Annotated in this window: 24 protein-coding genes; 15 read left to right on the top strand and 9 right to left on the bottom strand. The window is 60.4% G+C overall.

Annotated elements, in window-relative coordinates; genetic code table 11:
* Positions 1 to 48: 48 nt before the first annotated feature.
* From Q2T52_RS06225 to fabD, 3 genes are all read right to left on the bottom strand, one after another.
* Positions 49 to 285: an acyl carrier protein gene (locus tag Q2T52_RS06225; RefSeq protein ID WP_003502080.1), complete on the bottom strand. Its 237-nt coding sequence runs from the start codon at positions 283 to 285 to the stop codon at positions 49 to 51.
* 293 nt (positions 286 to 578) lie between these two features.
* Positions 579 to 1,316: a 3-oxoacyl-[acyl-carrier-protein] reductase gene (gene fabG, locus Q2T52_RS06220; RefSeq protein ID WP_302075783.1), complete on the bottom strand. Its 738-nt coding sequence runs from the start codon at positions 1,314 to 1,316 to the stop codon at positions 579 to 581.
* A gap of 18 nt (positions 1,317 to 1,334) precedes the next feature.
* On the bottom strand, positions 1,335 to 2,279 hold the full coding sequence (gene fabD, locus Q2T52_RS06215) for an ACP S-malonyltransferase (RefSeq protein ID WP_302075782.1): 945 nt from the start codon (positions 2,277 to 2,279) through the stop codon (positions 1,335 to 1,337).
* Positions 2,280 to 2,531: 252 nt separating this feature from the next.
* Between fabD and Q2T52_RS06210 the strand changes: the two genes are divergently transcribed.
* Entirely contained in the window at positions 2,532 to 3,575 is a 1,044-nt protein-coding gene (locus tag Q2T52_RS06210; RefSeq protein WP_302075781.1) for an aldo/keto reductase, read from the top strand.
* 15 nt (positions 3,576 to 3,590) lie between these two features.
* Here the strand turns inward: Q2T52_RS06210 and Q2T52_RS06205 are convergent, their stop codons facing one another.
* Positions 3,591 to 3,947, bottom strand: coding sequence for a hypothetical protein (locus Q2T52_RS06205; protein ID WP_302075780.1), 357 nt, complete (start codon positions 3,945 to 3,947; stop codon positions 3,591 to 3,593).
* A 348-nt stretch (positions 3,948 to 4,295) separates the two neighbouring features.
* Between Q2T52_RS06205 and rpsF the strand changes: the two genes are divergently transcribed.
* From rpsF to rplI, 4 genes are all read left to right on the top strand, one after another.
* A complete protein-coding gene (gene rpsF / locus Q2T52_RS06200; RefSeq protein ID WP_302075779.1) occupies positions 4,296 to 4,757 on the top strand; it encodes a 30S ribosomal protein S6 in 462 nt (153 codons plus the stop codon).
* A gap of 25 nt (positions 4,758 to 4,782) precedes the next feature.
* Positions 4,783 to 5,031, top strand: coding sequence for a 30S ribosomal protein S18 (gene rpsR / locus Q2T52_RS06195; RefSeq protein ID WP_062552730.1), 249 nt, complete (start codon positions 4,783 to 4,785; stop codon positions 5,029 to 5,031).
* A 158-nt stretch (positions 5,032 to 5,189) separates the two neighbouring features.
* Positions 5,190 to 6,158 (top strand): DUF2232 domain-containing protein, encoded by a 969-nt coding sequence (locus Q2T52_RS06190; protein WP_302075778.1) that lies wholly within the window; start codon positions 5,190 to 5,192, stop codon positions 6,156 to 6,158.
* A 25-nt stretch (positions 6,159 to 6,183) separates the two neighbouring features.
* The gene (gene rplI / locus Q2T52_RS06185; RefSeq protein ID WP_302075777.1) at positions 6,184 to 6,759 is read left to right on the top strand and encodes a 50S ribosomal protein L9; all 576 of its coding nucleotides are present in this window, start codon (positions 6,184 to 6,186) and stop codon (positions 6,757 to 6,759) included.
* Positions 6,760 to 7,063: 304 nt separating this feature from the next.
* On the opposite strand, the gene Q2T52_RS06180 is transcribed toward rplI, so the two are convergent.
* The 3 genes from Q2T52_RS06180 to Q2T52_RS06170 are packed head-to-tail and all read right to left on the bottom strand — an operon-like array spanning position 7,064 to position 10,289.
* Entirely contained in the window at positions 7,064 to 8,113 is a 1,050-nt protein-coding gene (locus tag Q2T52_RS06180) for an HlyD family secretion protein (RefSeq protein WP_302075776.1), read from the bottom strand.
* Between the two features lie 5 nt (positions 8,114 to 8,118).
* Positions 8,119 to 9,837 carry an MFS transporter gene (locus tag Q2T52_RS06175; RefSeq protein ID WP_302075775.1) on the bottom strand — a complete coding sequence of 573 codons (1,719 nt, stop codon included), beginning with the start codon at positions 9,835 to 9,837 and terminating at the stop codon, positions 8,119 to 8,121.
* Positions 9,837 to 10,289: a MarR family winged helix-turn-helix transcriptional regulator gene (locus Q2T52_RS06170; RefSeq protein WP_302075774.1), complete on the bottom strand. Its 453-nt coding sequence runs from the start codon at positions 10,287 to 10,289 to the stop codon at positions 9,837 to 9,839. The genes Q2T52_RS06175 and Q2T52_RS06170 overlap by 1 nt, the downstream gene beginning before the upstream one ends.
* A 331-nt stretch (positions 10,290 to 10,620) precedes the next feature.
* Between Q2T52_RS06170 and Q2T52_RS06165 the strand changes: the two genes are divergently transcribed.
* The gene (locus Q2T52_RS06165) at positions 10,621 to 12,117 is read left to right on the top strand and encodes a replicative DNA helicase (RefSeq protein ID WP_302075773.1); all 1,497 of its coding nucleotides are present in this window, start codon (positions 10,621 to 10,623) and stop codon (positions 12,115 to 12,117) included.
* Between the two features lie 98 nt (positions 12,118 to 12,215).
* On the opposite strand, the gene Q2T52_RS06160 is transcribed toward Q2T52_RS06165, so the two are convergent.
* Positions 12,216 to 14,150: a methyl-accepting chemotaxis protein gene (locus Q2T52_RS06160; RefSeq protein ID WP_302076052.1), complete on the bottom strand. Its 1,935-nt coding sequence runs from the start codon at positions 14,148 to 14,150 to the stop codon at positions 12,216 to 12,218.
* 719 nt (positions 14,151 to 14,869) lie between these two features.
* On the opposite strand from Q2T52_RS06160, the gene Q2T52_RS06155 reads away from it, so the two are divergent.
* Genes Q2T52_RS06155 through Q2T52_RS06145 form a run of 3 tightly spaced genes read left to right on the top strand, consistent with a single transcriptional unit; the run spans position 14,870 to position 17,908 of the window.
* Entirely contained in the window at positions 14,870 to 16,009 is a 1,140-nt protein-coding gene (locus tag Q2T52_RS06155; RefSeq protein ID WP_302075772.1) for an ABC transporter substrate-binding protein, read from the top strand.
* A 13-nt stretch (positions 16,010 to 16,022) separates the two neighbouring features.
* Positions 16,023 to 17,102, top strand: a complete 1,080-nt coding sequence (locus Q2T52_RS06150; protein WP_302075771.1) for a FecCD family ABC transporter permease — start codon at positions 16,023 to 16,025, stop codon at positions 17,100 to 17,102.
* The gene (locus Q2T52_RS06145; protein WP_302075770.1) at positions 17,099 to 17,908 is read left to right on the top strand and encodes an ABC transporter ATP-binding protein; all 810 of its coding nucleotides are present in this window, start codon (positions 17,099 to 17,101) and stop codon (positions 17,906 to 17,908) included. Before Q2T52_RS06150 ends, Q2T52_RS06145 begins: the two co-directional genes overlap by 4 nt.
* Here the strand turns inward: Q2T52_RS06145 and Q2T52_RS06140 are convergent.
* Entirely contained in the window at positions 17,881 to 19,107 is a 1,227-nt protein-coding gene (locus Q2T52_RS06140) for an alpha-D-ribose 1-methylphosphonate 5-triphosphate diphosphatase (protein WP_302075769.1), read from the bottom strand. The two genes, Q2T52_RS06145 and Q2T52_RS06140, sit on opposite strands and share 28 nt — an antisense overlap.
* A 253-nt stretch (positions 19,108 to 19,360) precedes the next feature.
* Between Q2T52_RS06140 and alr the strand changes: the two genes are divergently transcribed.
* The 6 genes from alr to purF all read left to right on the top strand — a co-directional run bounded on the left by alr (position 19,361) and on the right by purF (position 24,949).
* Positions 19,361 to 20,530 carry an alanine racemase gene (gene alr / locus Q2T52_RS06135; RefSeq protein WP_302075768.1) on the top strand — a complete coding sequence of 390 codons (1,170 nt, stop codon included), beginning with the start codon at positions 19,361 to 19,363 and terminating at the stop codon, positions 20,528 to 20,530.
* 71 nt (positions 20,531 to 20,601) lie between these two features.
* Positions 20,602 to 20,892, top strand: a complete 291-nt coding sequence (locus Q2T52_RS06130) for a type II toxin-antitoxin system ParD family antitoxin (protein WP_302075767.1) — start codon at positions 20,602 to 20,604, stop codon at positions 20,890 to 20,892.
* A gap of 25 nt (positions 20,893 to 20,917) precedes the next feature.
* Complete coding sequence (locus Q2T52_RS06125) at positions 20,918 to 21,205, top strand: type II toxin-antitoxin system RelE/ParE family toxin (RefSeq protein ID WP_302075766.1); 288 nt, start codon at positions 20,918 to 20,920, stop codon at positions 21,203 to 21,205.
* Between the two features lie 9 nt (positions 21,206 to 21,214).
* Positions 21,215 to 22,618 (top strand): DNA repair protein RadA, encoded by a 1,404-nt coding sequence (radA, locus tag Q2T52_RS06120; protein WP_302075765.1) that lies wholly within the window; start codon positions 21,215 to 21,217, stop codon positions 22,616 to 22,618.
* Positions 22,619 to 22,713: 95 nt separating this feature from the next.
* Entirely contained in the window at positions 22,714 to 23,307 is a 594-nt protein-coding gene (locus Q2T52_RS06115; protein ID WP_302075764.1) for a CvpA family protein, read from the top strand.
* A gap of 139 nt (positions 23,308 to 23,446) precedes the next feature.
* A complete protein-coding gene (gene purF, locus Q2T52_RS06110; protein WP_436799491.1) occupies positions 23,447 to 24,949 on the top strand; it encodes an amidophosphoribosyltransferase in 1,503 nt (500 codons plus the stop codon).
* The last annotated feature ends 1 nt before the right edge of the window (position 24,950 follow it).

Below are 24,950 nucleotides of genomic sequence, written 5' to 3'. Positions count from 1 at the left end.
GCCAATGAGCCACTCAAGCATGGAGGGCTCTTGAATATCAATCGAAAATCAGGCCTGGGCCTTCTCGATGAACTTGACGGCGTCGCCGACCGTCAGGATCGAGTCAGCGGCATCGTCCGGGATTTCCACGCCGAATTCTTCTTCGAATGCCATCACGAGTTCGACGGTGTCGAGGGAGTCAGCGCCCAGATCGTCGATGAAGCTCGCGCCTTCGACAACTTTGTCGGCATCGACGCCGAGATGATCAATGACAATTTTCTTCACGCGCTCTGCGATATCGCTCATGTCGGTTTCCTCGACCTTTATCTTTTGGAATGCCTGACCGGCACCCCTCACCCTGTTGGAACCCCGGGCCGTCTTGTTAGCAGACCAACCCAAGGCAAATTCGATCACCCGATACACGGTTTCAACCGTGTTCTATGCCCCAATCCGAAAAAATCGGGCCCGGACCATCGGGATGACTGCACACAGTCTAGGCCCGCTTAACACGGTTTCTCCGTGCCGCAAAGCCTGAAAATCACCCGAAACCCCGCCGCCAACAGGCAATCCGGCGGCGGAGGCCGTCAGGTGCAAGCCATTCAGATCATTGCCATGCCGCCGTTGACGTGCAGCGTCTGCCCCGTCACGTAGGCCGCTTCGTTGGAAGCGAGGTAAACGACCGCCGACGCGATGTCTGCGCCGGCGCCCATGCGCTTCATCGGAATGGCACCCAGGATGCCTTCCTTCTGCTTGTCGTTCAGCTTGCCGGTCATCGCGCTCTCGATGAAGCCGGGCGCCACGCAGTTGACGGTGACGTTGCGGCTGGCGATTTCCTGGGCGAGCGATTTCGAGAAACCGATCATGCCGGCCTTGGAGGCGCAGTAGTTTGCCTGGCCCGGATTGCCGGTGACACCGACAACCGAGGTGATGTTGATGATCCGGCCGAAACGGCGGCGCATCATCGGATGCGTCAGCTCGCGCGTCAGGCGGAAGGTGGCCGTCAGGTTCACTTCCAGAACCGCATCCCAGTCCTCGTCGCTCATGCGCACGAACAGGCCGTCCTTGGTGATGCCGGCATTGTTGACGAGGATGTCGACGCCTTCGAGTTCGGCTTCAGCCTTCTCGCCCAGCGACTTGACTTCGTTGCGATCAGCGAGGTTCGCGGGGAAGATCTTGACGCGATCCCCCAACTCGGCGGCCAATGCTTCCAGCTTTTCCGCGCGCGTGCCGTGCAGGCCAACCGTTGCGCCCTGCTTGTGCAGCAGGCGGGCAATCTCTTCGCCGATGCCGCCGGTTGCGCCCGTTACCAAGGCCTTGCGGCCGGTCAAATCAAACATGTTCGTAATCCTTCGCAATCAGCCGAGGAGTGTTTTCAGGGCGGCCTCGATATCGGCCGGAGTGTTGACGGCAATGCCGGTTACATTCTTGTCGATGCGGCGGGCAAGCCCGGTCAGCACCTTGCCGGCGCCGATTTCATAAAGCGTCGTGACGCCATTGGCACCGAACCATTCCACCGTTTCGCGCCAGCGCACCTGGCCCGTGACCTGCGCGACCAAGAGCTTTGCGATCTCGTCGGCATCCGTCACCGGCGCGGCGCGGACATTGGCGACAACAGGCACGACCGGGTTCTGCTTGGCAACCTTGTCCAACGCATGCGCCATGGCATGGGCAGCCGGCGCCATCAGGTCCGAATGGAAGGGAGCCGAGACCGGCAGCATGATGGCGCGCTTTGCGCCCTTTTCGGTCGCGAGTGCCGCAGCCTTTTCAACAGCTGCCTTGGAGCCGGAAATGACGAGTTGGCCACCGCCATTGTCATTGGCGATCTGGCAGACGCCGAGCGCCTTGGCTTCGGCACATGCCGCTTCCACATCCGCCTGTTCAAGGCCGATGATGGCCGCCATGGCGCCCTCGCCTACCGGCACGGCAGACTGCATGGCATCACCGCGAATGCGCAGAAGGCGAGCCGTATCGGCAATCGAGAAGGTACCGGCGGAAGCCAGCGCCGAATATTCGCCAAGCGAATGGCCCGCCACATAGGCAACCTTATCCGACAGCTTGAGGCCACCGGCTTCCAGCACGCGCATCACCGCCAGCGACACGGCCATCAGCGCCGGCTGGGCATTGGCCGTCAGCGTCAGCTGGTCTTCCGGACCATTCCACATGATGTCAGACAGTTTCTGGCCAAGGGCCTCGTCCACTTCTTCGAACACGGCACGCGCTTCCGGGAACGCCTCGGCAAGGTCCTTGCCCATGCCGACGGACTGGCTGCCCTGGCCTGGAAATGTAAATGCAATACTCATGGGATGTCATTCCTTCCCTTATTTTTGCCTTTCCATTCACATTCTGCCCCGCCAAGTCAAGGCCAACGGGCTTTTACAAGCCTGTCATCCGGTGGCAGCAAAGGCATGATGCACAGAATTCCCGATCATTTTCGGCGCGGTTTGGTTGCAGCAATAAATGTCTGCGAGTGGGCGGTGAATGCGGCGAGAATGTCTTGCGTTGCAACAATTCCTGCTTAAATTCCTGCAGCCTTCCACGACAGGACTGATCCCATGAAATTCAAGACACTCGGCCGCACGGACATTTCCGTGTCCGAAATCTGCCTCGGCACCATGACCTGGGGTTCGCAGAACACTCAGGACGAAGCCTTCGAACAGATGGATTATGCGCTCGATCAGGGCGTGAACTTTTTCGACACCGCCGAACTTTATCCCACCACACCGGTTTCCGCAGACACTTATGCCGATACGGAAAGATTGATCGGCAACTGGTTCGAGACATCAGGCAAGCGTGACAAGGTCATCCTCGCCACCAAGGTAGCCGGCGGCGGACGCCCGCATATCCGCAACGGCGCGCCCATCAATCGGGACACGATCCGCCAGGCGGTGGATGCAAGCTTGGAGCGCCTCAAGACCGATTACATCGATCTCTACCAAATCCACTGGCCGAACCGTGGCCATTTCCATTTCCGCAGCGCCTGGACTTATAATCCATACAGTCAGGACAAGGCACAGACGATTGCCGAAATCGAGGAAAAGCTGGAGGTGCTGGGCGAAATCGTGAAGGAGGGCAAGATCCGCGCGATCGGTCTTTCGAACGAAACCACCTGGGGCACGCAGAAGTTCCTCAGCATTGCCGAGCAGAAGGGCCTGCCGCGCGTCGCAACCATCCAGAACGAGTACAATCTTCTGTATCGCCACTACGACCTCGACCTGGCGGAACTGTCCCACCATGAAGATGTCGGTCTTCTTGCCTACTCGCCACTCGCCGGCGGCATCCTTAGCGGCAAGTATCTCGACGGCACGAAGCCCGCGGGTTCCCGCGGTTCGATCAACGGCGATATCGGCGGCCGTCTCGTGCCCTATCAGGAAGCACCCACCCGCGCGTATGTGGAGCTTGCCAGGAAGCACGGCATCGACCCGTCGCAGCTGGCGCTCGCCTTCTGCCTGACCAGACCCTTCATGGCCTCGGTCATCATCGGCGCCACCTCCATGGAACAGCTGAAGATCAATATCGGCGCTGCCGACGTCACGCTGTCGGACGATATCCTCAAGGAGATCGCGGCGATCCACCGCCAGTATCCGGCTCCGATCTGATAAGGCCGGATAAGCTCACGCAGCCGTCTGCCGGGCATCTGTCCGGCGGGCACCCTCCTCGAGCCAGAGCGCATGCACCTCCGCCCAATCGGGCACGAGGTCTCCCTCGAAGCCGAAGGCATAGCCTGCCCCGAGGTTCGCCGACGCTGCCATGGCCTTGCGATGCGCCCCAGCGGTGAGATAAGCCAGCATCGCCTTGCGATCCCGCCACACCGACAGGGTGTGAAATACACCTTCAATCCGTTGCGCTTCAGCGAAGATGTTCCCATCAGCCGCCTGCGCCTGTCGCATGGAGCGGACGGCATGCCAGAAGAAGCCTGGCAAATGCCAGGGGGACCGCACGCGAAAGCCTGTGATTGATACGTAGTGCATGACCCGCTCCTGATATATGCAGAGCACTACGCTTCGACGGACCAGCCGGTTTACGGGCGAGATCAGTTGCCATGGGACAAAATCCCGGCCGGCCCTTGCATTTGCGGCAAACTTGCGTATAAGCGGCCCGTTCGAAACGCCCGGTCTTCTGGCTGGTGGCTGTACGGAGGGCTGGTTCCGCAAATGGAACCGCAGGGACCACAGGGTTCCGGTCTCCCGTGTCTCCGCTCTCGACCGTCTCGATCGTAACGCTTTTCTTGCTTCGGGTTCTTCCCTTCCAAGACCAGTCGTTGAGGCTTAGCCGCCGATTTCCGGGCAACAGACAACCGCAAGAAAGGCAAGTCTACAATGGCTCTTTACGAACATGTATTCCTTGCCCGGCAGGATATGTCCGCTCAGCAGGTTGATGCCCTCGTCGAACAGTACAAGGGCGTCATCGAAGCTAACGGCGGCAAGGTCGGGCGCATCGAAAACTGGGGCCTCAAGTCCCTGACGTACCGCATCAAGAAGAACCGCAAGGCTCACTACGCGCTCATGGACATCGATGCACCGGCTGCTGCCGTGCATGAGATGGAGCGTCAGATGCGCATCAACGAAGACGTTCTTCGCTACATGACGATCGCCGTCGAGAAGCACGAAGAAGGTGCGTCTGCCATGATGCAGAAGCGCGACCGCGACGACCGTCCGCGCCGTGATGGCGATGATCGTGGCCCGCGCCGCGAAGGTGGCTTCGGCGACCGTGGTCCGCGTCCGGACCGTGGCCCGCGTGAAGGCGGCTTCGAGCGCCGTCCGCGCGAAGACCGCGCTTAATTCGAGAGCTTAAGGAGAATTACCAATGGCTGACGCATCCTCTGCTCCGGCACGCCGCCCCTTCCATCGCCGCCGCAAGACCTGCCCCTTCTCGGGCGCAAACGCTCCGCGGATCGATTATAAGGACGTTCGTCTCTTGCAGCGCTACATTTCGGAGCGCGGCAAGATCGTTCCGTCCCGCATCACGGCCGTTTCCCAGAAGAAGCAGCGCGAACTGGCCCAGGCCATCAAGCGCGCCCGCTTCCTCGGCCTGCTGCCCTACGTCGTTTCCTAATCGACGCCAGTATCCGAAGCCGCTGATCCGTCAGCGGCTTCTTCCCTTCCACGGTGGGCGTGGATCGGAAACCAAAAACCCCATGTTGGGGATGACCTGCCTGAGAAAATGATTCAGGCAAGATCCCCTAACTGCTTGAACCGGCAGGACAGCGAGACGTGATCGGATTGAACCAAACCGTGCTGACGACCGGCATTCTGGCCGGCATTGCATCGACCCTGCTGGTGCTGGGTGCGAATGCGCAGCCGTCGTTTGCCTCCGTTCTCTATGCTTCTTCCGCCCTTCCCGTTCTGGTCGCTGGCCTCGGCTGGGGAAACCGCACCGCGATCGTTGCGATCGTGACCGCTGCAGTCCTCGGCGCGCTTCTCGTTTCCCCCTTCTTTGCACTCGCCATGGCGATCTTCACGCTGATCCCGGCAGGCTGGCTGTCGCATCTGGCAAATCTCGCGCGCCCGGCCTCCGAACTCGGCGGCCCGGATCATCTGATGGCCTGGTATCCGATCTCGGACATCCTGCTGCATCTCTGCTCGCTGGTCACGATTGCGGTTGTCGTCCTCGGCGCCATGATCGGCTACGGCCCGGAGCTCACCAGTCGCGTTGTGGATGCCATGGCGCTTGGCCTGAGCCGTCAGGGGTCGCCGATGGCGCCCGATGCCGGAACGCTGGTGCAGACGAAGAAGATGATCGTTCTGATGCTGCCGATGGTTCAGGGCGGTCTCTGGGTCTTTCTTCTGTTTGCCGTCTTCTACATTGCGGTGCGGGTCGTTGCCCGCAGCGGTCGCGGCCTTCGCCCGATCGAGGACATGCCGTCCGCGCTGCGCATGAGCCGCAATTCCATCTTCATCTTTCTCGCAGGCATTATCCTGACCTTCGTCGGCGGCGTGCCGGCCATGATCGGTGCCACGATCTGCGGGACCTTCGGTGCAGGTTTCCTGATGGCAGGTTTCGCCTCCCTGCACTTCCGCAGCAAGGGCAAGGACTGGCGCATTCCCGGCCTGATCCTCGCTTACATTTCTTCCATGATGCTGCTGCCGGCTCTGGTGATCCTCATCATCGGCCTCAGCGATACGCGCCGGACGATCGCACTGACGCCGACGCGCCCCACCCCGAACAAGACAGACACCTGACATTCGAACGTGAAAGGAACGAAAAATGGACGTCATTCTTCTTGAACGCATTTCCAAGCTTGGCCAGATGGGCGAAGTGGTGAAGGTACGCGACGGCTTCGCGCGTAACTTCCTTCTGCCGCAAGGCAAGGCGCTGCGCGCCAACGCTGCCAACAAGGCTCGCTTTGAATCCGAGCGCGCAACGCTCGAAGCCCGTAACCTCGAGCGCAAGTCGGAAGCCCAGAAGGTTGCCGAATCGCTGGAAGGCAAGTCCTTCATCGTCGTGCGCGCTGCCGGCGAAACCGGCCAGCTGTACGGCTCGGTTGCGGCTCGTGACATTGCCGAAATCCTCGCTGGCGAAGGCTTCAACATTGCCCGCAACCAGGTTGACCTGAACAACCCGATCAAGGAAATCGGTCTGCACAAGGTTACCCTGCACCTGCATTCCGAAGTTGAGATCGAAGTCGAGCTCAACGTTGCCCGTTCTGCTGAAGAAGCCGAGCGTCAGGCCAAGGGCGAAAGCCTCACCTCCGCTGACGCCATCTACGGCGTTGACGAAGACGCTCTTCGTCCGGAAGACTTCTTCGATCCGGATGCAGACGGTCTGGACGAAGACGCTTAATTCGCGTCTCTTATCTTGTAAAAAGGCTCCGGGTCCGCATGGCCCCGGAGCTTTTTGTTTGGTTTATGGTGTCGTCCAGCCTGTGGATGAAGCTACCACCTCTGCCCTGCCGGGCATCTCCCCCACACGGGGGGAGATCAGTTGCCGCTCCCTTTGGCGAACTATCGTGGCTCAGCGCAATCGTCTTGTTCATCGGCAATGACGGGGAAGCGAGCGGGCAACCGTTCTGCTGATCTCCCCCCGTGTGGGGGAGATGTCCGGCAGGACAGAGGGGGTGAAAAGCACATTGCTTGGCCCGCTCTTCTTACCGCACTTCCGGCGCCGCATCCGTGTCGATCCGCACCACGACAGACATGCCCGGCTCCAGCTGTTTGGCGAGCGGCTGGTCCTGGTCAATAGAGATGCGCACGCCCACACGCTGCGCGATCTTGACGAAATTGCCCGTCGCATTGTCGGAGCGAATGACGGCGAATTCCGAAGCAGCAGCCGGCGAAAAGCGCTCGACGCGACCACGCAGTTCCTGATGGCCGAGTGCATCGACGCGGATGGCGACGGGCTGGCCAACCTTCATGCCGTCCAACTGGGTTTCCTTATAATTGGCAATCACCCAGACATCGTCAGGCACCACGGACATCAGCTGTGTACCGGCAGTGACGTATTGGCCAAGCCGTGCGCCGACCTCACCCACCTTGCCGTTCTGAGGTGCTCGAACTTCGGTGTTTTCCAGGTCGATCTTGGCAAGCGCGACGGAGGCTTCCGCATTGCTGACCGCCGCTTCGAGGGAAGCGCGATTGGTGAGAATGGTCTGGAGATCCTGGCGCGACACCTCCAGCGCTGCCTTGGCCTGCGCAACAGAGGCCTTGGCCTTTTCAAGGTCGGCAGCAGCAGTCTCCTGCGCGCTTGATGTGCCGACACCGCTGCGGCCGAGATTTTCCTGGCGTTCGAAGGCCAGTTGCGCCTGCTTCAGGCTTGCCTGCGCGCTATCCACCGATGCCTGGCTGGAGGCAATATTGGCATTGGCCGAATTTTCCTGCTGGCGGGAATTGTTCAGAGAAGCCTTCTGGCTGGCCAGCGTTGCTTCCGCCTGGGCAAGCTTCTGCTGATAGGTGCGGTCATCGATCTTGACCAGCACCTGCCCCTGACGCACTTCCTGGTAATCCTTGACCGGAACATCCACCACATAGCCGCTGACCTGCGGGCTCATGACCGTCACATAACCGCGGACATAGGCGTTGTCTGTCATCTCGACACTGCTGGTGAAGGGTGGCAGCCGCCATGCATAAAGCACGAGGCCAATGCCGAGCAGACCGACCAGCAACACGATGAGGGTCGAAGCGGAAAAAATTTTCTTCATTGTCGTTATACCTGCTTGGATGTGTCTGACCCCGCGGCGCCTTGGCGGATGGCAGCCATTGCCTCCGCGATGCGGTTCCATGCGAGGTGAAGAAGAAGAACGAAAAGAGAGAAGAGGGTCACGCAGCCGATCAGCCAGAACGTGTCGTTATAGGCGAGCACATAGGCTTCCCGCTGCACCTGCTGGCTGAGCAGTGCGACGCCTTCGGCATTCAGCAGCGTCTTGTCGGTAATGGTCTTCGCATAGGAAGCGGCAAGCTGCGACACGCGCTGGGCGACAACCGGATTGGTGAGCAGCACATTCTCGACCAGGATCGAGGAATGAAACTTTTCCCGGATGGTGACGAAGCTGCCGAGCGCTGCCGTCATGATGACCGAGCCGGTGATCTGCGTGAACAGGAAGATGGTGATGAAGTTCACCAGATAGGGTGCCCCCCGCTGAATGGCCGAGGCGAACCCCTGCGCCATGACCGGCGGCAGGAACATGGCAGCACCGAAGGCAATCAGCGACTGGCTGAGATACATCTGTTCCGGCCGAGTCAGGTTGTTCGATTGGCTGTCGAGGAAGGCGCCAGCCGCAATCAGGGCAAGCGCGATCACATGCGCAAGACCGGGACGCTTGGCCACCATCAGCCCGGCGCAGAACAGTCCACCGAGGATGGAGGCCAGCAGGACGAAACCATAGAGCACCTGCATTTGATCATTCTGGAAGCCAAGCTGCTGGAAGAAGCCGACAGACGTAGTCGACTGTTCCGACGTCACCGCGCGGAACACGATCAGCACGCCCGCAAGATGCAGGTTCTGGCGGGAAAAGATCCAGCGCAGATCCAGTAGCGGATTTTCGCGGCGAAGCTCGATCATGCCGAACAGGGTCAGACATGCAATTGCCACTGCCAGCATCACACCCAACCAGGGGGCTTCCAGCCACCAGTAAAAGCGGCCGAGCGTGAAGGTGATGGCGAGCAGACCGAGGCCGATCGCGAGCAGGAGATAGGTGAAGACGTCCGTGCGCTGGATCACCTTGGCATGCGGCGGCGGCGTCAGCGGCAGGAGATAGATGACCGGAAGCGCCATCAGCGCAAGGCCGAGTTCCATGGTGTAGAGCGCGTGATAACCGTCCATATCCAGCATGACGGGCGAGATGATGCGCGCAATCGGTGCGGCGAGCAGCGTGCCCATCAGCGCCAGGCTGAGACCGAGCGTGAACTTGCGTTCCGGCGGGAAGGCTTCCAGCAGATAGAGAAAGCCGAGCGATGATAGGGGCGCGGCGGCCATGCCGCTGATGAAACGCACCACCATCGCCGAATGCAAATCGGTCACGAAGAGGTTGAGGCAGGCAGCCAGCACGAAAGCGAGAATGCTGAGCTCCGCAAAGGGGCGCAGGCCGTATTGAACGCGGATCTTGAAGAGCGCGAGCGACAGGCTGGCATAGGGCGCCATATAGGCGGCCGACAGGGCGGCAACTTCGGCGATCGTCGCAGAAAACGTGCCCTGCAGCTGATAGAGATTCACGTTGACGATGTTCAGCCCCAGCCCCTGCGCCAGGAACATCAGGAAGCCTGAACAGATGTAGAGAGCCGTCAACCAGGCCGGACGCTGTTCTACCGGGATAGGTGCGCCCGCCGGTGTCGCCAGTACAAGCCGTGGGTAGGTGGCTGGAGCCGAACTCTGCTGCACCTGTTCTTCAGGTTCGTCAACCTCGGCCAGGGCTCTTGCTTCGCTCATCATTCAGCCTCCCCGGACGTGATGTTGGACATATTGCTGTTGAGTTTCAGGAGAACGCGCAATGCATTCGCAAGATCCTCTTCCGGGATCTCGGTCACCAGATCCTGCCGCAACTGGCGCGCCAAGGCTTGAACAGTTCTACCGACCACCTCGCCTTCTGCTGTCACGTGGATCTGTTTCACGCGGCGGTCGCTATCTTCGGCCCGACGCTCGATCAGGCCCTGCGATTCCATGCCATCGAGAACGCGAACCAGCGTCGGCGTCTCGATTTCCAATTCCTGCGCCAGATCTTTCTGACTGAGGCTACCTCGGCGACCGAGCGCAAACAGAACGCGGGCCCGCGAAAGCGTCAGACCAGTCTCCCTCGCCTTCATGTCGAACATGGCACGAAGTCTGCGGTTGAAGGCCGACATCTCGTCAAACAGGCGTTCTGTCACGGTATGACGGGACATTGATAATACATCCTGATAATTAGGTTGCTATCTATTTTATGCCTATTTATTCGCGCGCCGAAAATTATCAAGTATCAAGTTTCACATCGGAGCCATGCATGAATGCAGGAGCGACCGCCCCCAATGGACGCTTCGCATCGGTATCGATCAAGCGTAGTTATGAGCATGGTCTCCGGTGATTCGGAGAAGACCACAGTCAACCGAAAACTGCGCATGCGCTCGCTTTTCCGATTCACCCCTGTGAATCGATGTGGGTTCGCAATGGGAGCCTGTCATCGGCGCGCGCCTGCGGTAATGTGGAGGTTCGACTTGACGAGATTGGATTGACGACATGAACGAAGCAGCGCGGAAACTTGCGCCCGCTCCCAACAACGAGCCGCATTATCGCGAAGCCCCGAACAACCTGGAGGCTGAGCAGGCGCTCCTGGGCGCGATCCTTGTCAACAACGATGCCTATTATCGCGTTTCGGACTTTCTGAAGCCGACCCATTTCTACGAGCCGCTTCATCGTCGCATCTTCGAAGTGGCCGGCGATATCATCCGCATGGGTAAGACCGCCCATCCGGTGACGATCAAGACATTTCTGCCGGCGGACGACCGCGTGGGCGATCTGACGGTGGCGCAATATCTGGCCCGCCTTGCGGCTGAAGCCGTCACCATCATCAATGCCGAAGACTATGGCCGCGCCATCTACGATCTCGCGCTGCGGCGCGCGCTGATCACCATCGGCGAAGACATGGTGAACATCGCCTTCGACGCGCCGCTGGACATGCCACCGCAGGCGCAGATCGAAGATACCGAGCGGCGCCTGTTCGAACTGGCCGAAACCGGGCGTTATGACGGCGGTTTTCAGTCCTTCTCGGATGCGGTCGCTCAGGCGATCGACATGGCAGGCGCTGCCTTCGAGCGCGACGGACATCTGTCGGGCATCTCGACCGGGATCATGTCGCTGGATGCCAAGATGGGCGGATTGCAGCGTTCCGACTTGATCGTGCTGGCGGGACGACCCGGTATGGGTAAGACCTCGCTTGCCACCAACATCGCCTACAACATCGCTGCGGCCTACGAGCCGGAGGTGCTGCCGGATGGCTCCTTCAAGGCCAAGAATGGCGGCGTCGTCGGCTTCTACTCGCTCGAAATGTCGTCCGAACAGCTGGCGACCCGTATCATCTCCGAGCAGACGGAAGTCTCGTCCTCCAAGATCCGCCGCGGTGACATCACCGAAGCGGATTTCGAGAAGCTCGTCGCCTGCAGCCAGATGATGCAGAAGGTGCCGCTCTATATCGACCAGACCGGTGGTATCTCCATTGCCCAGCTTTCCGCCCGTGCCCGCCGCCTCAAGCGTCAGCGCGGCCTCGATTGCCTTGTGGTGGACTATATCCAGCTGATGACCGGCTCTGGCAAATCCGGCGAAAACCGCGTGCAGGAAGTGACCCAGATCACGACCGGCCTGAAGGCGCTGGGCAAGGAACTCAACGTGCCCATCATCGCGCTGTCCCAGCTCTCCCGTCAGGTGGAAAACCGCGACGACAAGCGCCCGCAGCTCTCCGACCTGCGTGAATCGGGCTCGATCGAGCAGGACGCCGACGTGGTGCTCTTCGTGTTCCGCGAGGAATACTATGTGAAGAACATGGAGCCGCGCGATCCGAACGATCCGAAATATCCGGAATGGGAAGCCACGATGGACAAGGTGAAGGGCACGGCAGACGTGATCATCGCCAAGCAGCGTCACGGACCGACCGGCACCGTCAAACTCGCCTTCCAGTCGGAATACACCCGCTTTGCGGATCTGGCTGATCCGAGCTTTACCCAATACGAAGAGCACTGATTTCACTTCGCGAGGCCTATGCCCTTTGCATCACGTCGGAAAGGCCGCCTCAAACGAGGCGGCCTTTCCGCATTCTGGTCTCAGGCGGGGAGTGAGACTCAGAATTCTTCCCAGTCGCTGCGATTGACGGCCAGTGCTGCGTTTCCAGAAAACGCGCCGGCGACTTTGCGACCGAGAGCATGGACGGCAGACCGCACCGGCTTCGCCTCACGTGGCGCGGGCTGAGCGGGAGCGTGGGCGGCCTGCAGACCAAGGTCGAATTGCGAGAGCATATGATTGAGAGAAGCAACCTCCGTGGCGAGGCTGTGGCTTGCGGCCGTCGTCTCCTCCACCATGGCCGCGTTCTTCTGAGTGTCCTGGTCCATCTGGTTCACGGCCGTGTTGATCTGCTGAAGGCCGGAAGACTGTTCCTGTGCCGCCTCGACAATCGCCAGAACATTCTGGTTGATCTCCTGCACCTCGGCGACAATCACTTCGAGCGCCCTGCCCGTTTCACCCACCAGCGCCACACCTTCCTGAACCTGTTCGTTGGAGGTCTGGATCAGGCCCTTAATTTCCTTGGCCGCAGTCGCGGATCGTTGCGCCAGTTCACGCACCTCCTGCGCGACGACTGCAAAACCCTTGCCCGCCTCGCCGGCGCGTGCCGCTTCCACGCCCGCATTGAGAGCCAAAAGATTGGTCTGGAAGGCGATCTCATCGATGACACCGATGATCGAGCTGATCTCGCTTGAGGATTTCTCGATTTTTTCCATAGCCGAGACGGCACGGCGCACGACAGTGCCGGATTGTTCGGCCCCCTTGCGGGTGCGCGCCACCAAGGCGCCAGCTTCCTGTGCGCGGCGGGTGGAGTCCTTCACTGTGGTGGTGATTTCTTCCAGTGCGGCAGCGGTCTCCTCCACCGCAGCGGCCTGCTGCTCGGTCCGCTTGGCCAGATCATCAGCGGACGATTTCATCTCGTTGGCACCCGCGTTGATGGCATGCGCGTTTTCAGCCACGCGCAGCAACGCCAGCTGAAGCTTTTCGGCAGAGGTATTGAAGTCGCCGCGCACGCCATCAAGCGCCGCCACGAAGGGGGTGGAGATGCGGTAGGACACATCGCCATCGGAGAGCTTCGCCAACCCTTGCGCCAGATTGTCCACGGCGAATTTCACGTTTCCCGCTTCCTCGGCGCGCAAGCGATCACGTTCCATACGTTCCCGTTCGGAAAGGCTTCGATTGGCATCGGCCTCTTCCTCCAGCCGAATGCGCTCAATGGCATTGTCGCGGAACACGGCAACTGCATCAGCCATCTGGCCGATCTCGTCCTTGCGGCCGATACCTGGCAGTTCCGCCTGCGTGTCACCCTGCGCCAAGGACAGCATGCGAGCACGCAATTGGGCAATCGGCCCGGTGATGCCGCGTGTTGCTACAAAAAGGGAGAATAGAATGCCGACCGTAAACAGGACGGAGAGCGCTCCCACCGAATACAGGATCATCGCATTCGTTTTATCAGTTAACTCGTCTGAACCGGTGACCACGCCATTGAGATTTCGCTCATTCAACTGGCGGATAGCCTGACGCAGGCTGGTAATGGCCGGCATGACCTGCATCATTGTCTTGCGCGCATCTGCGAACTTGTTCTGGCTGATGAAGCCTGCAACTTGGTCCGTCTGCGCTATCACCTCGGCGATCCGGTTGCCGATCACGTCAATGTCCGCGGTGAAGTCGGACATAAGGGTCCCGGCATGCGCCAATCTTTGCCGGATCTGGGCCAAATCATCGCGGTAGCTTTGGATCAGCGGCGCCGTATCGAGCGACTGCTCGCCCTGAATGATCGCCTGACTGAGGTCGGCGGAGACGGCCACCAGCGAGGCGTTGGTCCGCGACATCTCGATAGTGCCTATGGCATCCTGCGCGATGAAATCGGAATAGGCCGTGTCCGCAAGTTTGTAACTATAGGCAAGCGTTCCAACACCGCCGATGCCGATGAGTGAGAGCGGGATGATCAGGGAAAGGATTTTTGTACGGATCTTGGCATTGGCGAGGAAGGACATGATGTCTCCGAAGATGAGCCTGACAATCGACATGCCCGACCCCTCATGAGCCACGCAGTCAGATACAATCAGGCCATCATCGCCCGACGCTTTGCCCGTCTGTGCAGGTGGCACAACAACGGGGTGAGCAGCCAAACCCGCTCTGTCGGAATCTGTGGAGGGATCGCCCCATGGAAACGGAAAAGCGCAATTTGCACCCCTCCCATGCGCCACAGAGCCTTCAACGCAAAACACATACCTGCCAGATCGAGTTTGCGATCGCGTTGCAAGGCCATGCTTGAAGAAAAACCCTGCGCCGCGCGTTCGCTACTCGAAGCGCAATAATTCGGCCCCGCTCAATTTGTTCCGGCCGCTTGGAAATAAATCTCGATCTTTGCCGAAAATCGACTGAGCAGCATCAAGCATCGTCAATCAGGAGGTGTAATGCAGAGGTATTCCAATCCAGAATCTACACGAATGACACTATACTAATGATGCAAGTTTAAAGATTTAAACTTCTCTTAAGCTTTAAGCCAGGGAGCCCTTGCCGCTTCGGCACACTGTGGATGGGCTCCCGTAAACAGGTCTGCTCCCAGGGTCTCGAAGAAAAGTGATCCTAAGCCGCCATGTCGGCCGATAAACATGATTGACACGTTCATGTTCAAGCGCGAGAAGCACCTCCGCTATTGCAATGCACCAACACCAATTTCTCAGCCTCCCTTTCTCAAGGACTTAAATCCATGAAGATCGTATCGTCCCTCCGGCTGGCCTGCCTTGCGGCCGCAGCTGCTCTGCACTCCATATCGGCCCATGCCACGGATTATCCACTGACCGTGACGGATCTGGCCGGCCGCAGCGTCGAGATCAAGTCAGAGCCGAAGCGGATCGTGCTTCAGGATGGGCGCGACCTCTTCACGCTTGCCCTTCTCGACCGGCAGGACCCGCTGCAGCGCATTGTGGTCTGGAACAACATTCTGGATCGGTCCGACAAGCAGGGCTGGTCCAGCTTCTCGAAGAAGTGGCCGGAATCTGCGGCAAAGACCGTCGACATGAAATTCGGCGATGACGGCCAGGTGAACATGGAGCAGATCGTTGCGGCCAAGCCGGATCTGGTGGTCGTCCACTCTCGCGTCAAACAGGCGCTGGAAGATGCGCATGTGCTGGAAAGCCTGAAGAGCCTTGGCGTTCCCGTCGTGATGATCGACAGCGAAATGGAACCAGCCGTCAATGCCTCGAAAACCGTCGAACTGCTGGGCAAGGTGCTGAACCGCGAAGCCGAAGCGAAGGAATACGTAGACTTCTATCGCGCCCGCCAGAAGGTGCTGCAGGATGCGATTGCCGGCACGGCCAAGCCAAAAGTGTTCTTCGAAGCACTCGCCGGTCGCAAAGGTCCGGAATTCTGCTGCTTTACCCATGGCGATGTCTACTGGGGCAAGCTGGTCGAGGCCGCCGGTGGCGATAACCTCGGCACGAAGCTCTTGAACGGCCGCACTGGCGACGTGATGCTGGAAAGCCTGATTGCCGCCCAGCCAGATTTTTATATGCTGAGCGGCACGCCGTTTGCCGATCCGGCCGCGACTTCGCCGTCCTTCGGCTTCGGCGCCGACCGCAGGGCAATCGACGCGACAATGACGCGCCTTTCTCAGCGCAAGGGCTTCGAGCATCTGAAGTCCGTCAAGGACGGTGCGGTGTATGGACTGTACCACCAGCTCTATTCCAGCGTCTGGAACATCTACGCCATCGAATACATGGCGAAGGTGTTCCACCCCGCCGAGACCAAGGCCATCGACCCGGACGCTGACCTCAACACCATCATGACCCGCATGACGGGCCTGGGTAGCGACGGCGTGGTGTTTGCGGCCAAGCTTGGCGAAAAGTAAGACAGGCGGCATCATGACCGTGCATCCCGCCATCGAAGCGCCAGGCGATGATCAGCTGCACTATGACGCGACGGTCATGATCCGTATTGCTGTCATTGCCGCCCTCTTTCTCGGGGCGGCATCCATTTCCGTGGCGGACATCATGGTTGGCTCGGGCACCATGACGCTGAAACAGGTGCTGGCGGCCCTTTTCGATCCCGCCCATGCCGATCCAGGCGCTGTGTTCATCGTCTGGAACCTGCGTATGCCGATGACGCTGATGGCGGTCATCACCGGCATCAGCCTGTCGCTGGCGGGCCTGTTGATGCAGACCATTCTGGATAACCCGCTCGCCGAACCTTTTACGCTCGGCGTCTCCTCGGCCGCCGGCTTTGGCGCGGCCCTGATGATCGGCAGCGGGATAGGGCTTGCCGCCTTCTTTCCCTTGCTGCCTGCCGAATTGATGACGGCCGCCAACGCCTTCATTTTCGCGCTTCTCGCCGTCGCACTGGTGCTCGGCCTCTCCCAGGGCGCCGGCAATGTGCAGGTCATCACCCTCCTCGGAATTGCGCTGCATTTCGTCTTCAGCGCGCTTCTGTCCCTCGTCCAGTACACGGCAAGCGTCGATCAATTGCAGAGCATCGTCTTCTGGCTGATGGGCTCGCTGCAGCGCGCCACCTGGCTGAAGGTGACGATTTCGGCTGGTGTTTGCGTCGCGGTCCTACCGGTCGTTCTGTTTCATGCGTGGCAGTTGACGGCCTTGCGCAGTTTTGGCGAGCAGGCGACGGTACTGGGCATTCGGGTGCAGCGCCTCCGCGCCATCATGCTGGTACTGTCAGCACTGCTCGCAGGAGCCGTCACGGCGGTGGTCGGCATTGTCGGCTTTATTGGGCTGGTCGCTCCCCATGTGGCCCGCATGCTGACAGGTGAGGATCACCGTTTCACCATTGCCGCGACCATGGCTGTCGGAGCCGTATTTGCAACGGCAGCATCGCTTTTGACGAAGATCATCCTGCCCGGCGCTGTCCTGCCGCTTGGCATGGTGACCTCGCTCGCGGGCCTGCCCTTCTTCATCTTCCTTGTCTTGCGCAAGCGGCGGAGCGGCATCGCATGAGCCTCACCATCAAGGATTACTCCGTCGCCATTGGCGGACAGGCCATTATCAAGGAGGCTTCGCTCAGCGCGGAAGCCGGTGAGATTGTCGCCATTCTTGGCCCGAACGGCGCCGGCAAATCGACCTTCGTGAAAGGCCTGTGCGGCTTGCGCAAGGCGCGTGGCACCGCAAATCTCGGCGGGCTCGATCTCGTCTCTGCCTCGCCTGCGGAGCGAGCCAAGAAGGTGGGCTATGTGGCGCAGGACCTCGCCCATCTCGATTTGCAGATGACCGTCTTTGAACTGATGGTGCTGGCGCAGAATGGCGGCCGGCACAGCTGGAAGGCTCAGGCCGACAGCTTTCGCCGCGCTGAGGAACTGCTGGTCCGGCTTGGCCTGATGCGATTTGCGCGCATGGAACCCTCGCGGCTTTCCGGTGGTGAGCGGCAGATGGTGGGACTGGCGCTGGCCTTGGTGCGCAAGCCGGAGCTGCTATTGCTGGACGAGCCGACCTCGGCGCTCGACCTGGCAAATCAGCTGCATATGCTTGATGTGGTGCAGACCATCACGCGTGAAGAAGGCATTGTGACGCTGGCCATCCTGCACGACCTCAACCTCGCCACGCGCTATGCGGCCAAGACGGGCATCCTCCGGCACGGGGCAATCATGCATCATGGCAGGACAGAGGATGTCATCACGCCTGAGGTCATTGCCGAGATCTACGGCGTCGACTGCCATCTGGTGGAACTGGAAGATGCGGGCTTCCGTGCGATCTACCCTCTGGCAGTACGCCGAACCCATCAATTGCCGGCAGGCACGGCCCGATAGGCTTCCCGTCCAGCAGCGAAAGTGCGGCGCACGACCGGCGCATCCCCTTCCGGCCACTCGACCAGCACCAGATCGGCGCGGCGGCCGATCTCGATAACACCGCGATCCGTCAGGCCCAATGCACGGGCCGGATTTGCCGAGACCAAGGGCCAAAGGGATTCGATTGAGCCCACGCCATCCGCCTTCAAGCGTGCCAACCCAAGCAGCATGGCCGGGTAATAATAGTCGGACGCCAGGATATCGCACAGCCCTTCGCGGATCATGTCCGCGGCACCGATGGAGGCCAGATGACTGCCGCCACGCGTGGCGTTCGGCGCACCGAACACGATGAAATCGCCAGCGTCTCGGGCAGCCTTTGCCACTCGGCGGTTCATGGGAAATTCACTGATGCGCGCGCCGCGTTCGCGGTAGAAATCGCGCGTCTGGATCTGGCTGTCGTCATGGGAGAGCATGGGTGCTCCGGCTGCCCGGCCAAGGGCTGCCACCTCCTCGATCGCCGCCTGCACCTCAGGTCTCCGCTTCCAGATGGCGCTGAAGAGTTCAACCATCTGCGCGGGCGAGATCTTGGCGCGCTTGGCCCGCTCATTCATCTTGTGCTCAAAGACCGGGTTTTCCGGTTCCAGCGCCGGATAGGCAGGATCGAGTTCAAAGGGTCGCTCCTGCATCGTCACCGCCGGGTCGAGCAGCAGCATTGAGGTATGGTCGTTGAAGGCGATTGACGGAAGATGCGGCCCGTTGAGCGCTTCGCGGATCAGGTCAATCGCCTCGAAACAGAAGGTCTCCCAGCGCAGCTGCACCCGGTTGTCCACCGTCAGGCGCGGGCTGAGCGTATTCAACGTCGAGACGACGGCCCGGCCATTTTGCACCGAACGCAGGCCCGGCTCCCAGCTGAGTGTCAGCGCATGATAGGCGGTCGCGATGCCATTGGCGGCGAGCTGGCGATCGGTTTCCAGTAGCGCCGGTGCGACCGGCAGCATGGTGCCTGGACGCGGCATGATCTGCCGCTCGAAGGCATCGCCATGGATGTCCACGAAAGCGGGCGCAAGAAGATGACCACGCCCATCAATGACGGTTGCGCCGTCACGCGCTCCGTCAATCGCGGTGATGCGCCCATCTTCGAAACGGATAGCTGCCGGTGCGAGGCGATTCGCGAAAACGACTGTTGCACCCTCGATGACGATGGCGGGATGGTTCTGCATGGCGTTGTTTCCTGTCGGCAAGAGGCATCGCTTCTAAACAAGCCATGTGACAGCTTTGCGAGCGGGAGCAAAGACTTTGGTTTCCGAATCGAGGGAACGGAGTCCTTGATGCGCCGCACCTCGAAACATTGTGCATGAGCGAAGATTTCCGCCGATCATCATTTCCGCGCGCGACAAAAGTGTTAGTGTCCGCCAACGCGATCTGCCAGTTTTTACCGACATGCTCGCCGCTTGGATACCGAAGGATGAAATAATGACAGACGGACGCGATGACCTGGTTGAAACCGATCCCTTCGATTTCGCACCGCTGCGTCTGACCGTCGATCTGCAGGCTCTCGCCGACAACTGGCGCGACATGGCCCACCGCTCCGGCAAGGCCCGGGCGAGTGCCGTCGTCAAAGCGGATGCCTATGGCCTCGGCATCGAGGATTGCGGGGTGACTCTCTATCATGCCGGCGCCCGCGATTTCTTCGTGGCAGCCGCTAGCGAAGGCGCGACGCTGCGCCCATACGCTCCGGAAGCGCGGATCTTCGTTCTCTCCGGCATCTGGCCCGGCCAAGAGGAGATCTTCTTCGAGAATGATCTGGTGCCGGTGCTTGCCTCCGAAGAGCAGCTGGCCTTCTGGATGTCCGTCATATCGGAGCGCGGCCCCTACCCCTGCGCGCTGCAGGTCGATACCGGCTTCAACCGCCTTGGGCTTGCCATGGCCGATGCGCTGGCGCTGGCCGATGACGTCTCGCGCCCGGCAAGCTTCGATCCGGTTCTCGTACTCTCGCACCTCCACAGCGGAGACACGCCGTCTTCCGAAACAAATCGCCAGCAACTCGATTCTTTCCGGCAGGTTAGCGCTGCTTTCGAAGGTATTGAATCAAGTCTCGCCGCCTCCGCCGGGATCTTCTTAGGGTCCGAATATCATTTCGATCTGACGCGGCCCGGCATTGCGCTTTACGGCGGCGAGGCCGTCAACGGCGTAGCCAATCCCATGCGGCCGGTTGCCACGGCGGAAGCCCGCATCGTGCAGATCCGCACCGCCAAGGCCGGCGAAACCGTAAGCTACGGCGCAACCCATCGCCTCACCCGCGACAGCCGTCTTGCCATTGCCGCCGTCGGCTATGCGGACGGGTATCTCCGCAACCTCTCCGGTTCCGGCATTCCGCTGCGCAATGCGGTGCCGCAGAGTGCGCATGCCTTCCTCAACGGCCACCGCATTCCCGTCATCGGCCGCATCACCATGGACCTGACCATCTTCGACGTCACCGACCTGCCCGCCACTGTCGCGCAAGCCGGTGACTATATCGAACTCTTCGGTCCTAACATGGCCCTGGACGAGGTAGCGCGTGCAGCAGGCACGATCGGCTATGAGCTGCTGACCAGCCTCGGCCTGCGCTATGAGCGGCAGTATTTCGGCGAAGGCGATCTTTAGGGTTTAGGGTCAGCTTCCCTCTGGTCAGCCTTGAATGGCTAGGCTATACAAGAGAACAAAAGGAGATCGAAATGACCGAGATCCACCTGACCGAGGAAGAACAGGCCTTTATCGAGCGCAAGCTCAAGACCGGTGCGTTTCGCAGCGTTGAAGATGTCGTACGCGCTGGCTTGCATCTGCTGGAACGGGATGACGAAGAAAGAGAAGAGCTGCGTGGACTTGTGCAGCGAGGCCTCGACGATGCCGATGCCGGTCGGGTGCGCGAATACGCTTCAGCGGCCGACCTCTTGGATGACGTGCGACAGCTTGCAGCGAAAATCCCTGCCGAACGCCGAAGCACAATGAAAGGCAACGGCCATTAAAGCACGGCGTCTTCTTTGGACTGATATGGCGCGGGCCGATCTGGCGCAGGCCTATCGGTATCTTGCTGACTTGAACGAACCTGCGGCAGACCGGCTGATTGTCGAGCTGGAATCGAAAGCCCGAACGATTGCCACACTTGGCCTGAACGGGCGCGACCGCAGCGACTTGGCCTTTAACGTGCGCAGCATTGCCTATCGATCCCGCATTCTTTTTTTTCGAACCACGCCGGACGAGGTGATCATCCTGCGCGTGCTGCACGGTCACCAGAACATTTCCGCCGATTTCTTCGCCGAAGAACAACAAGAAGACTGAACTTTCGCCATGGCAAAACCCAGAACCCAATTCGTCTGCCAGAACTGCGGCACGGTGCATAACCGCTGGGCCGGGAAATGCGATGGCTGCGGCGAGTGGAACACCATCGTCGAAGAAGACCCCATGGGCGGCATTGGCGGCGGACCCGGCAAGACGCCGAAGAAGGGCCGCGCCGTGGCACTCACCACCCTTTCCGGCGAAACGGAAGAGGCGCCTCGCATCCAGACCGGTATCGGCGAACTGGACCGGGTGACGGGCGGTGGTTTCGTGCGCGGCTCGGCGGTGCTGGTCGGCGGCGATCCGGGCATCGGCAAATCCACGCTGCTGATGCAGGCGGCGGCGGCCCTTTCCAATCGCGGACACCGGATTATCTATGTCTCGGGCGAAGAGGCAGTGGCGCAGGTGCGCCTGCGCGCGCAGCGGCTAGGTGCCGCCTCGTCCGACGTGCTGCTGGCGGCAGAAACCAACGTCGAAGATATTCTGGCGACGCTTGCGGAGGGCAAACGGCCCGATCTCGTCATCATCGATTCCATCCAGACGCTGTGGAGCGATATCGTCGATTCGGCACCCGGCACGGTCACCCAGGTGCGCACCGGCGTGCAGGCCATGATCCGCTTTGCCAAGCAGACGGGAGCCGCCATGGTTCTCGTCGGCCATGTCACCAAGGAGGGCCAGATCGCCGGTCCCCGCGTGGTGGAGCACATGGTCGATGCCGTGCTTTATTTCGAAGGCGACCGCGGACATCACTACCGCATCCTGCGCACGGTGAAGAACCGCTTCGGGCCCACCGATGAGATCGGCGTGTTCGAAATGTCCGACATTGGCTTGCGCGACGTCTCCAACCCCTCGGAGCTATTTCTGGGCGAGCGCAATGCCAAGTCGCCGGGAGCCGCAGTCTTTGCCGGCATGGAGGGCACGCGCCCCGTGCTCGTGGAAGTACAGGCGCTGGTGGCGCCCACCTCCCTCGGCACGCCCCGTCGCGCCGTGGTGGGCTGGGATTCGGCGCGGCTTTCCATGATCCTCGCGGTGCTGGAGGCCCATTGCGGCGTGCGCTTGGGTCAGCATGATGTTTATTTGAACGTGGCCGGCGGCTACCGGATCACCGAACCTGCGGCAGACCTGGCGGTGGCAGCAGCATTGGTTTCCTCACTGGCAGGCATCGCGCTTCCCTCCGAGAGCGTTTACTTCGGCGAAGTCAGCCTGTCGGGGGCCGTTCGCCCAGTGTCACAGACGCCGCAGCGCCTGAAGGAAGCGGAGAAGCTTGGCTTTTCCACCGCTTCTCTTCCCGCTTCCTCGGCGGAATTGCCCAAAGGCAATGGCAAGCGCTGGAACGAAATCGGCAGCCTTCCCGATCTCGTTGTGCAAATCGCCGGTTCATCGAAGAAGCTGGGGAAGAAAGCGGATGAGGATTGATCTTTAACAGGCGAGCACACTGATGTAAGAGGGGCCACGATGGTCTACGTGGCACACGCTGCGGCCGTTCCTTCATCTCCTGGAGTCGTTCATACATGCCCATTACGATTTTTGACGGCATCGTCATCGGCGTCACGCTGTTTTCGGCAGTTCTCGCCATGGTGCGCGGTTTCTCCCGGGAGGTGCTGTCGATCGCAAGCTGGGCGGGTTCGATTGCCGCTGCCTATTACCTCTACCCGATCGTTCTGCCCTATGCGAAGAACTACACCTCGGATGAGCGCATTGCTCTGGCGGGTTCCGCCGGTGCCATCTTCCTGATCGCACTGATCATCATCACCTTCATCACCACCCGCATTGCCGATTTCATCATCGACAGCCGCATCGGCGCGCTGGACCGCACGCTCGGTTTCCTGTTCGGTGCAGCCCGCGGCATCCTGCTTCTGGTGGTGGCGGTCGCCTTCTGGAACTGGCTGGTGGATATCCGCTCGCAGCCGGTCTGGATCACCAATGCCAAGTCGAAACCTTTCCTTGATGGGCTGGTGGGGCGTCTGGAAGCGGTTCTCCCAACAGATATCGAGCCCCAGATCCGCGCTCGCATCACCGGCCTTCGCAACAAGAACCAACAGAACAACAATGGCGAACAGGCCCCGTCTGACGATGCGCCTGCGGGCAATGTGACAAACAATTGACGATTTCGTGCGATTGTATGGGAAGCCAAGCGTTCCCAACTATGCTATAGAAGATCCACCAAGGCCGGATGAGGGATATGGCGAACAAGCCCCTGCCGGCCTATTTCTGTTTTTTCGAGCACGCCAAGGGCCAGCAGAGATGATTCAGCCGGTTTCGCATACTCTTTCCGATGACATGGCCAACGATATGGATGGCGACACGCTGCACGAAGAATGCGGCGTCTTCGGCATCCTCGGGCACCCGGATGCAGCCACTCTGACCGCGCTTGGCCTGCATGCGCTCCAGCATCGTGGCCAGGAAGCAGCCGGTATCGTTTCCTTCGATGGAAAACAGTTCCATACGGAAAAGCACATGGGTCTGGTGGGCGACCACTACACCAATCCAGCGACGCTCGCGAAACTGCCTGGAAACATGGCGATCGGCCATACCCGTTATTCCACGACTGGCGAAGTGGCGCTGCGCAACGTCCAGCCGCTGTTTGCCGAGCTCGAAGTGGGCGGCATCGCCGTTGCCCATAACGGCAACTTCACGAACGGCCTGACGCTGCGTCGCCAGTTGATCGCCGGTGGCGCCATCTGCCAATCCACATCAGATACGGAAGTGGTTCTGCATCTGATTGCCCGCTCGCGTTACACCAATACCAGCGACCGTTTCATCGACGCCATCCGCCAGATGGAAGGCGGCTATTCGATGCTGGCGCTGACCCGCACCAAGTTGATCGCGGCGCGCGACCCCACGGGTATCCGCCCGCTGGTCATGGGTGAACTGGACGGCAAGCCGATCTTCTGTTCCGAAACCTGTGCGCTTGATATCATCGGCGCCAAGTATGTTCGCGACGTGGAAAATGGCGAAGTCATCATCTGCGAAATCCAGCCGGACGGTTCGATCGCGATCGAAGAGCGCAAGGCACCGAATATCCAGCCGGAACGCCTCTGCCTGTTCGAATATGTCTATTTCGCACGCCCTGACTCGGTCGTCGGCGGCCGCAGCGTCTATGTCGCCCGCAAGAACATGGGCATCAACCTTGCCAAGGAATCGCCGGTCGAGGGCGATGTGGTGGTTCCCGTTCCCGATGGTGGCACGCCAGCGGCACTCGGTTACGCCCAGGAAAGCGGCATTCCGTTCGAATACGGCATCATCCGCAACCATTATGTGGGCCGCACCTTCATCGAGCCGACGCAGCAGATCCGCGCCTTCGGCGTAAAGCTGAAGCATTCAGCCAACCGGGCGATGATCGAGGGCAAGCGCGTGATCCTTGTGGACGACTCGATCGTTCGCGGCACGACCTCGCTGAAGATCGTGCAGATGATCCGCGATGCAGGCGCCAAGGAAGTGCATCTGCGCGTCGCTTCCCCGATGATCTTCTACCCTGACTTCTACGGCATCGATACGCCGGACGCGGAAAAGCTGCTGGCCAACCAGTATGACGGCGCCGAAGCCATGTGCCGTTATATCGGCGCCGACTCGCTGGCGTTCCTGTCTATCAACGGGCTTTACCGCGCAGTGGGCGGCGAGGATCGCAACCCGGCCCGTCCGCAGTTCACCGACCATTACTTCACCGGTGACTACCCGACCCGCCTTCTGGACAAGGATGGCGAAGCGATGGGCCGCAAGATCTCCGTGATGGCGAGCAACGGCTAAA

Source organism: Rhizobium oryzicola, from assembly GCF_030504645.1.
Lineage (GTDB): Bacteria > Pseudomonadota > Alphaproteobacteria > Rhizobiales > Rhizobiaceae > Neorhizobium > Neorhizobium oryzicola.
This window is presented reverse-complemented; position numbering and strand designations above follow the sequence as displayed.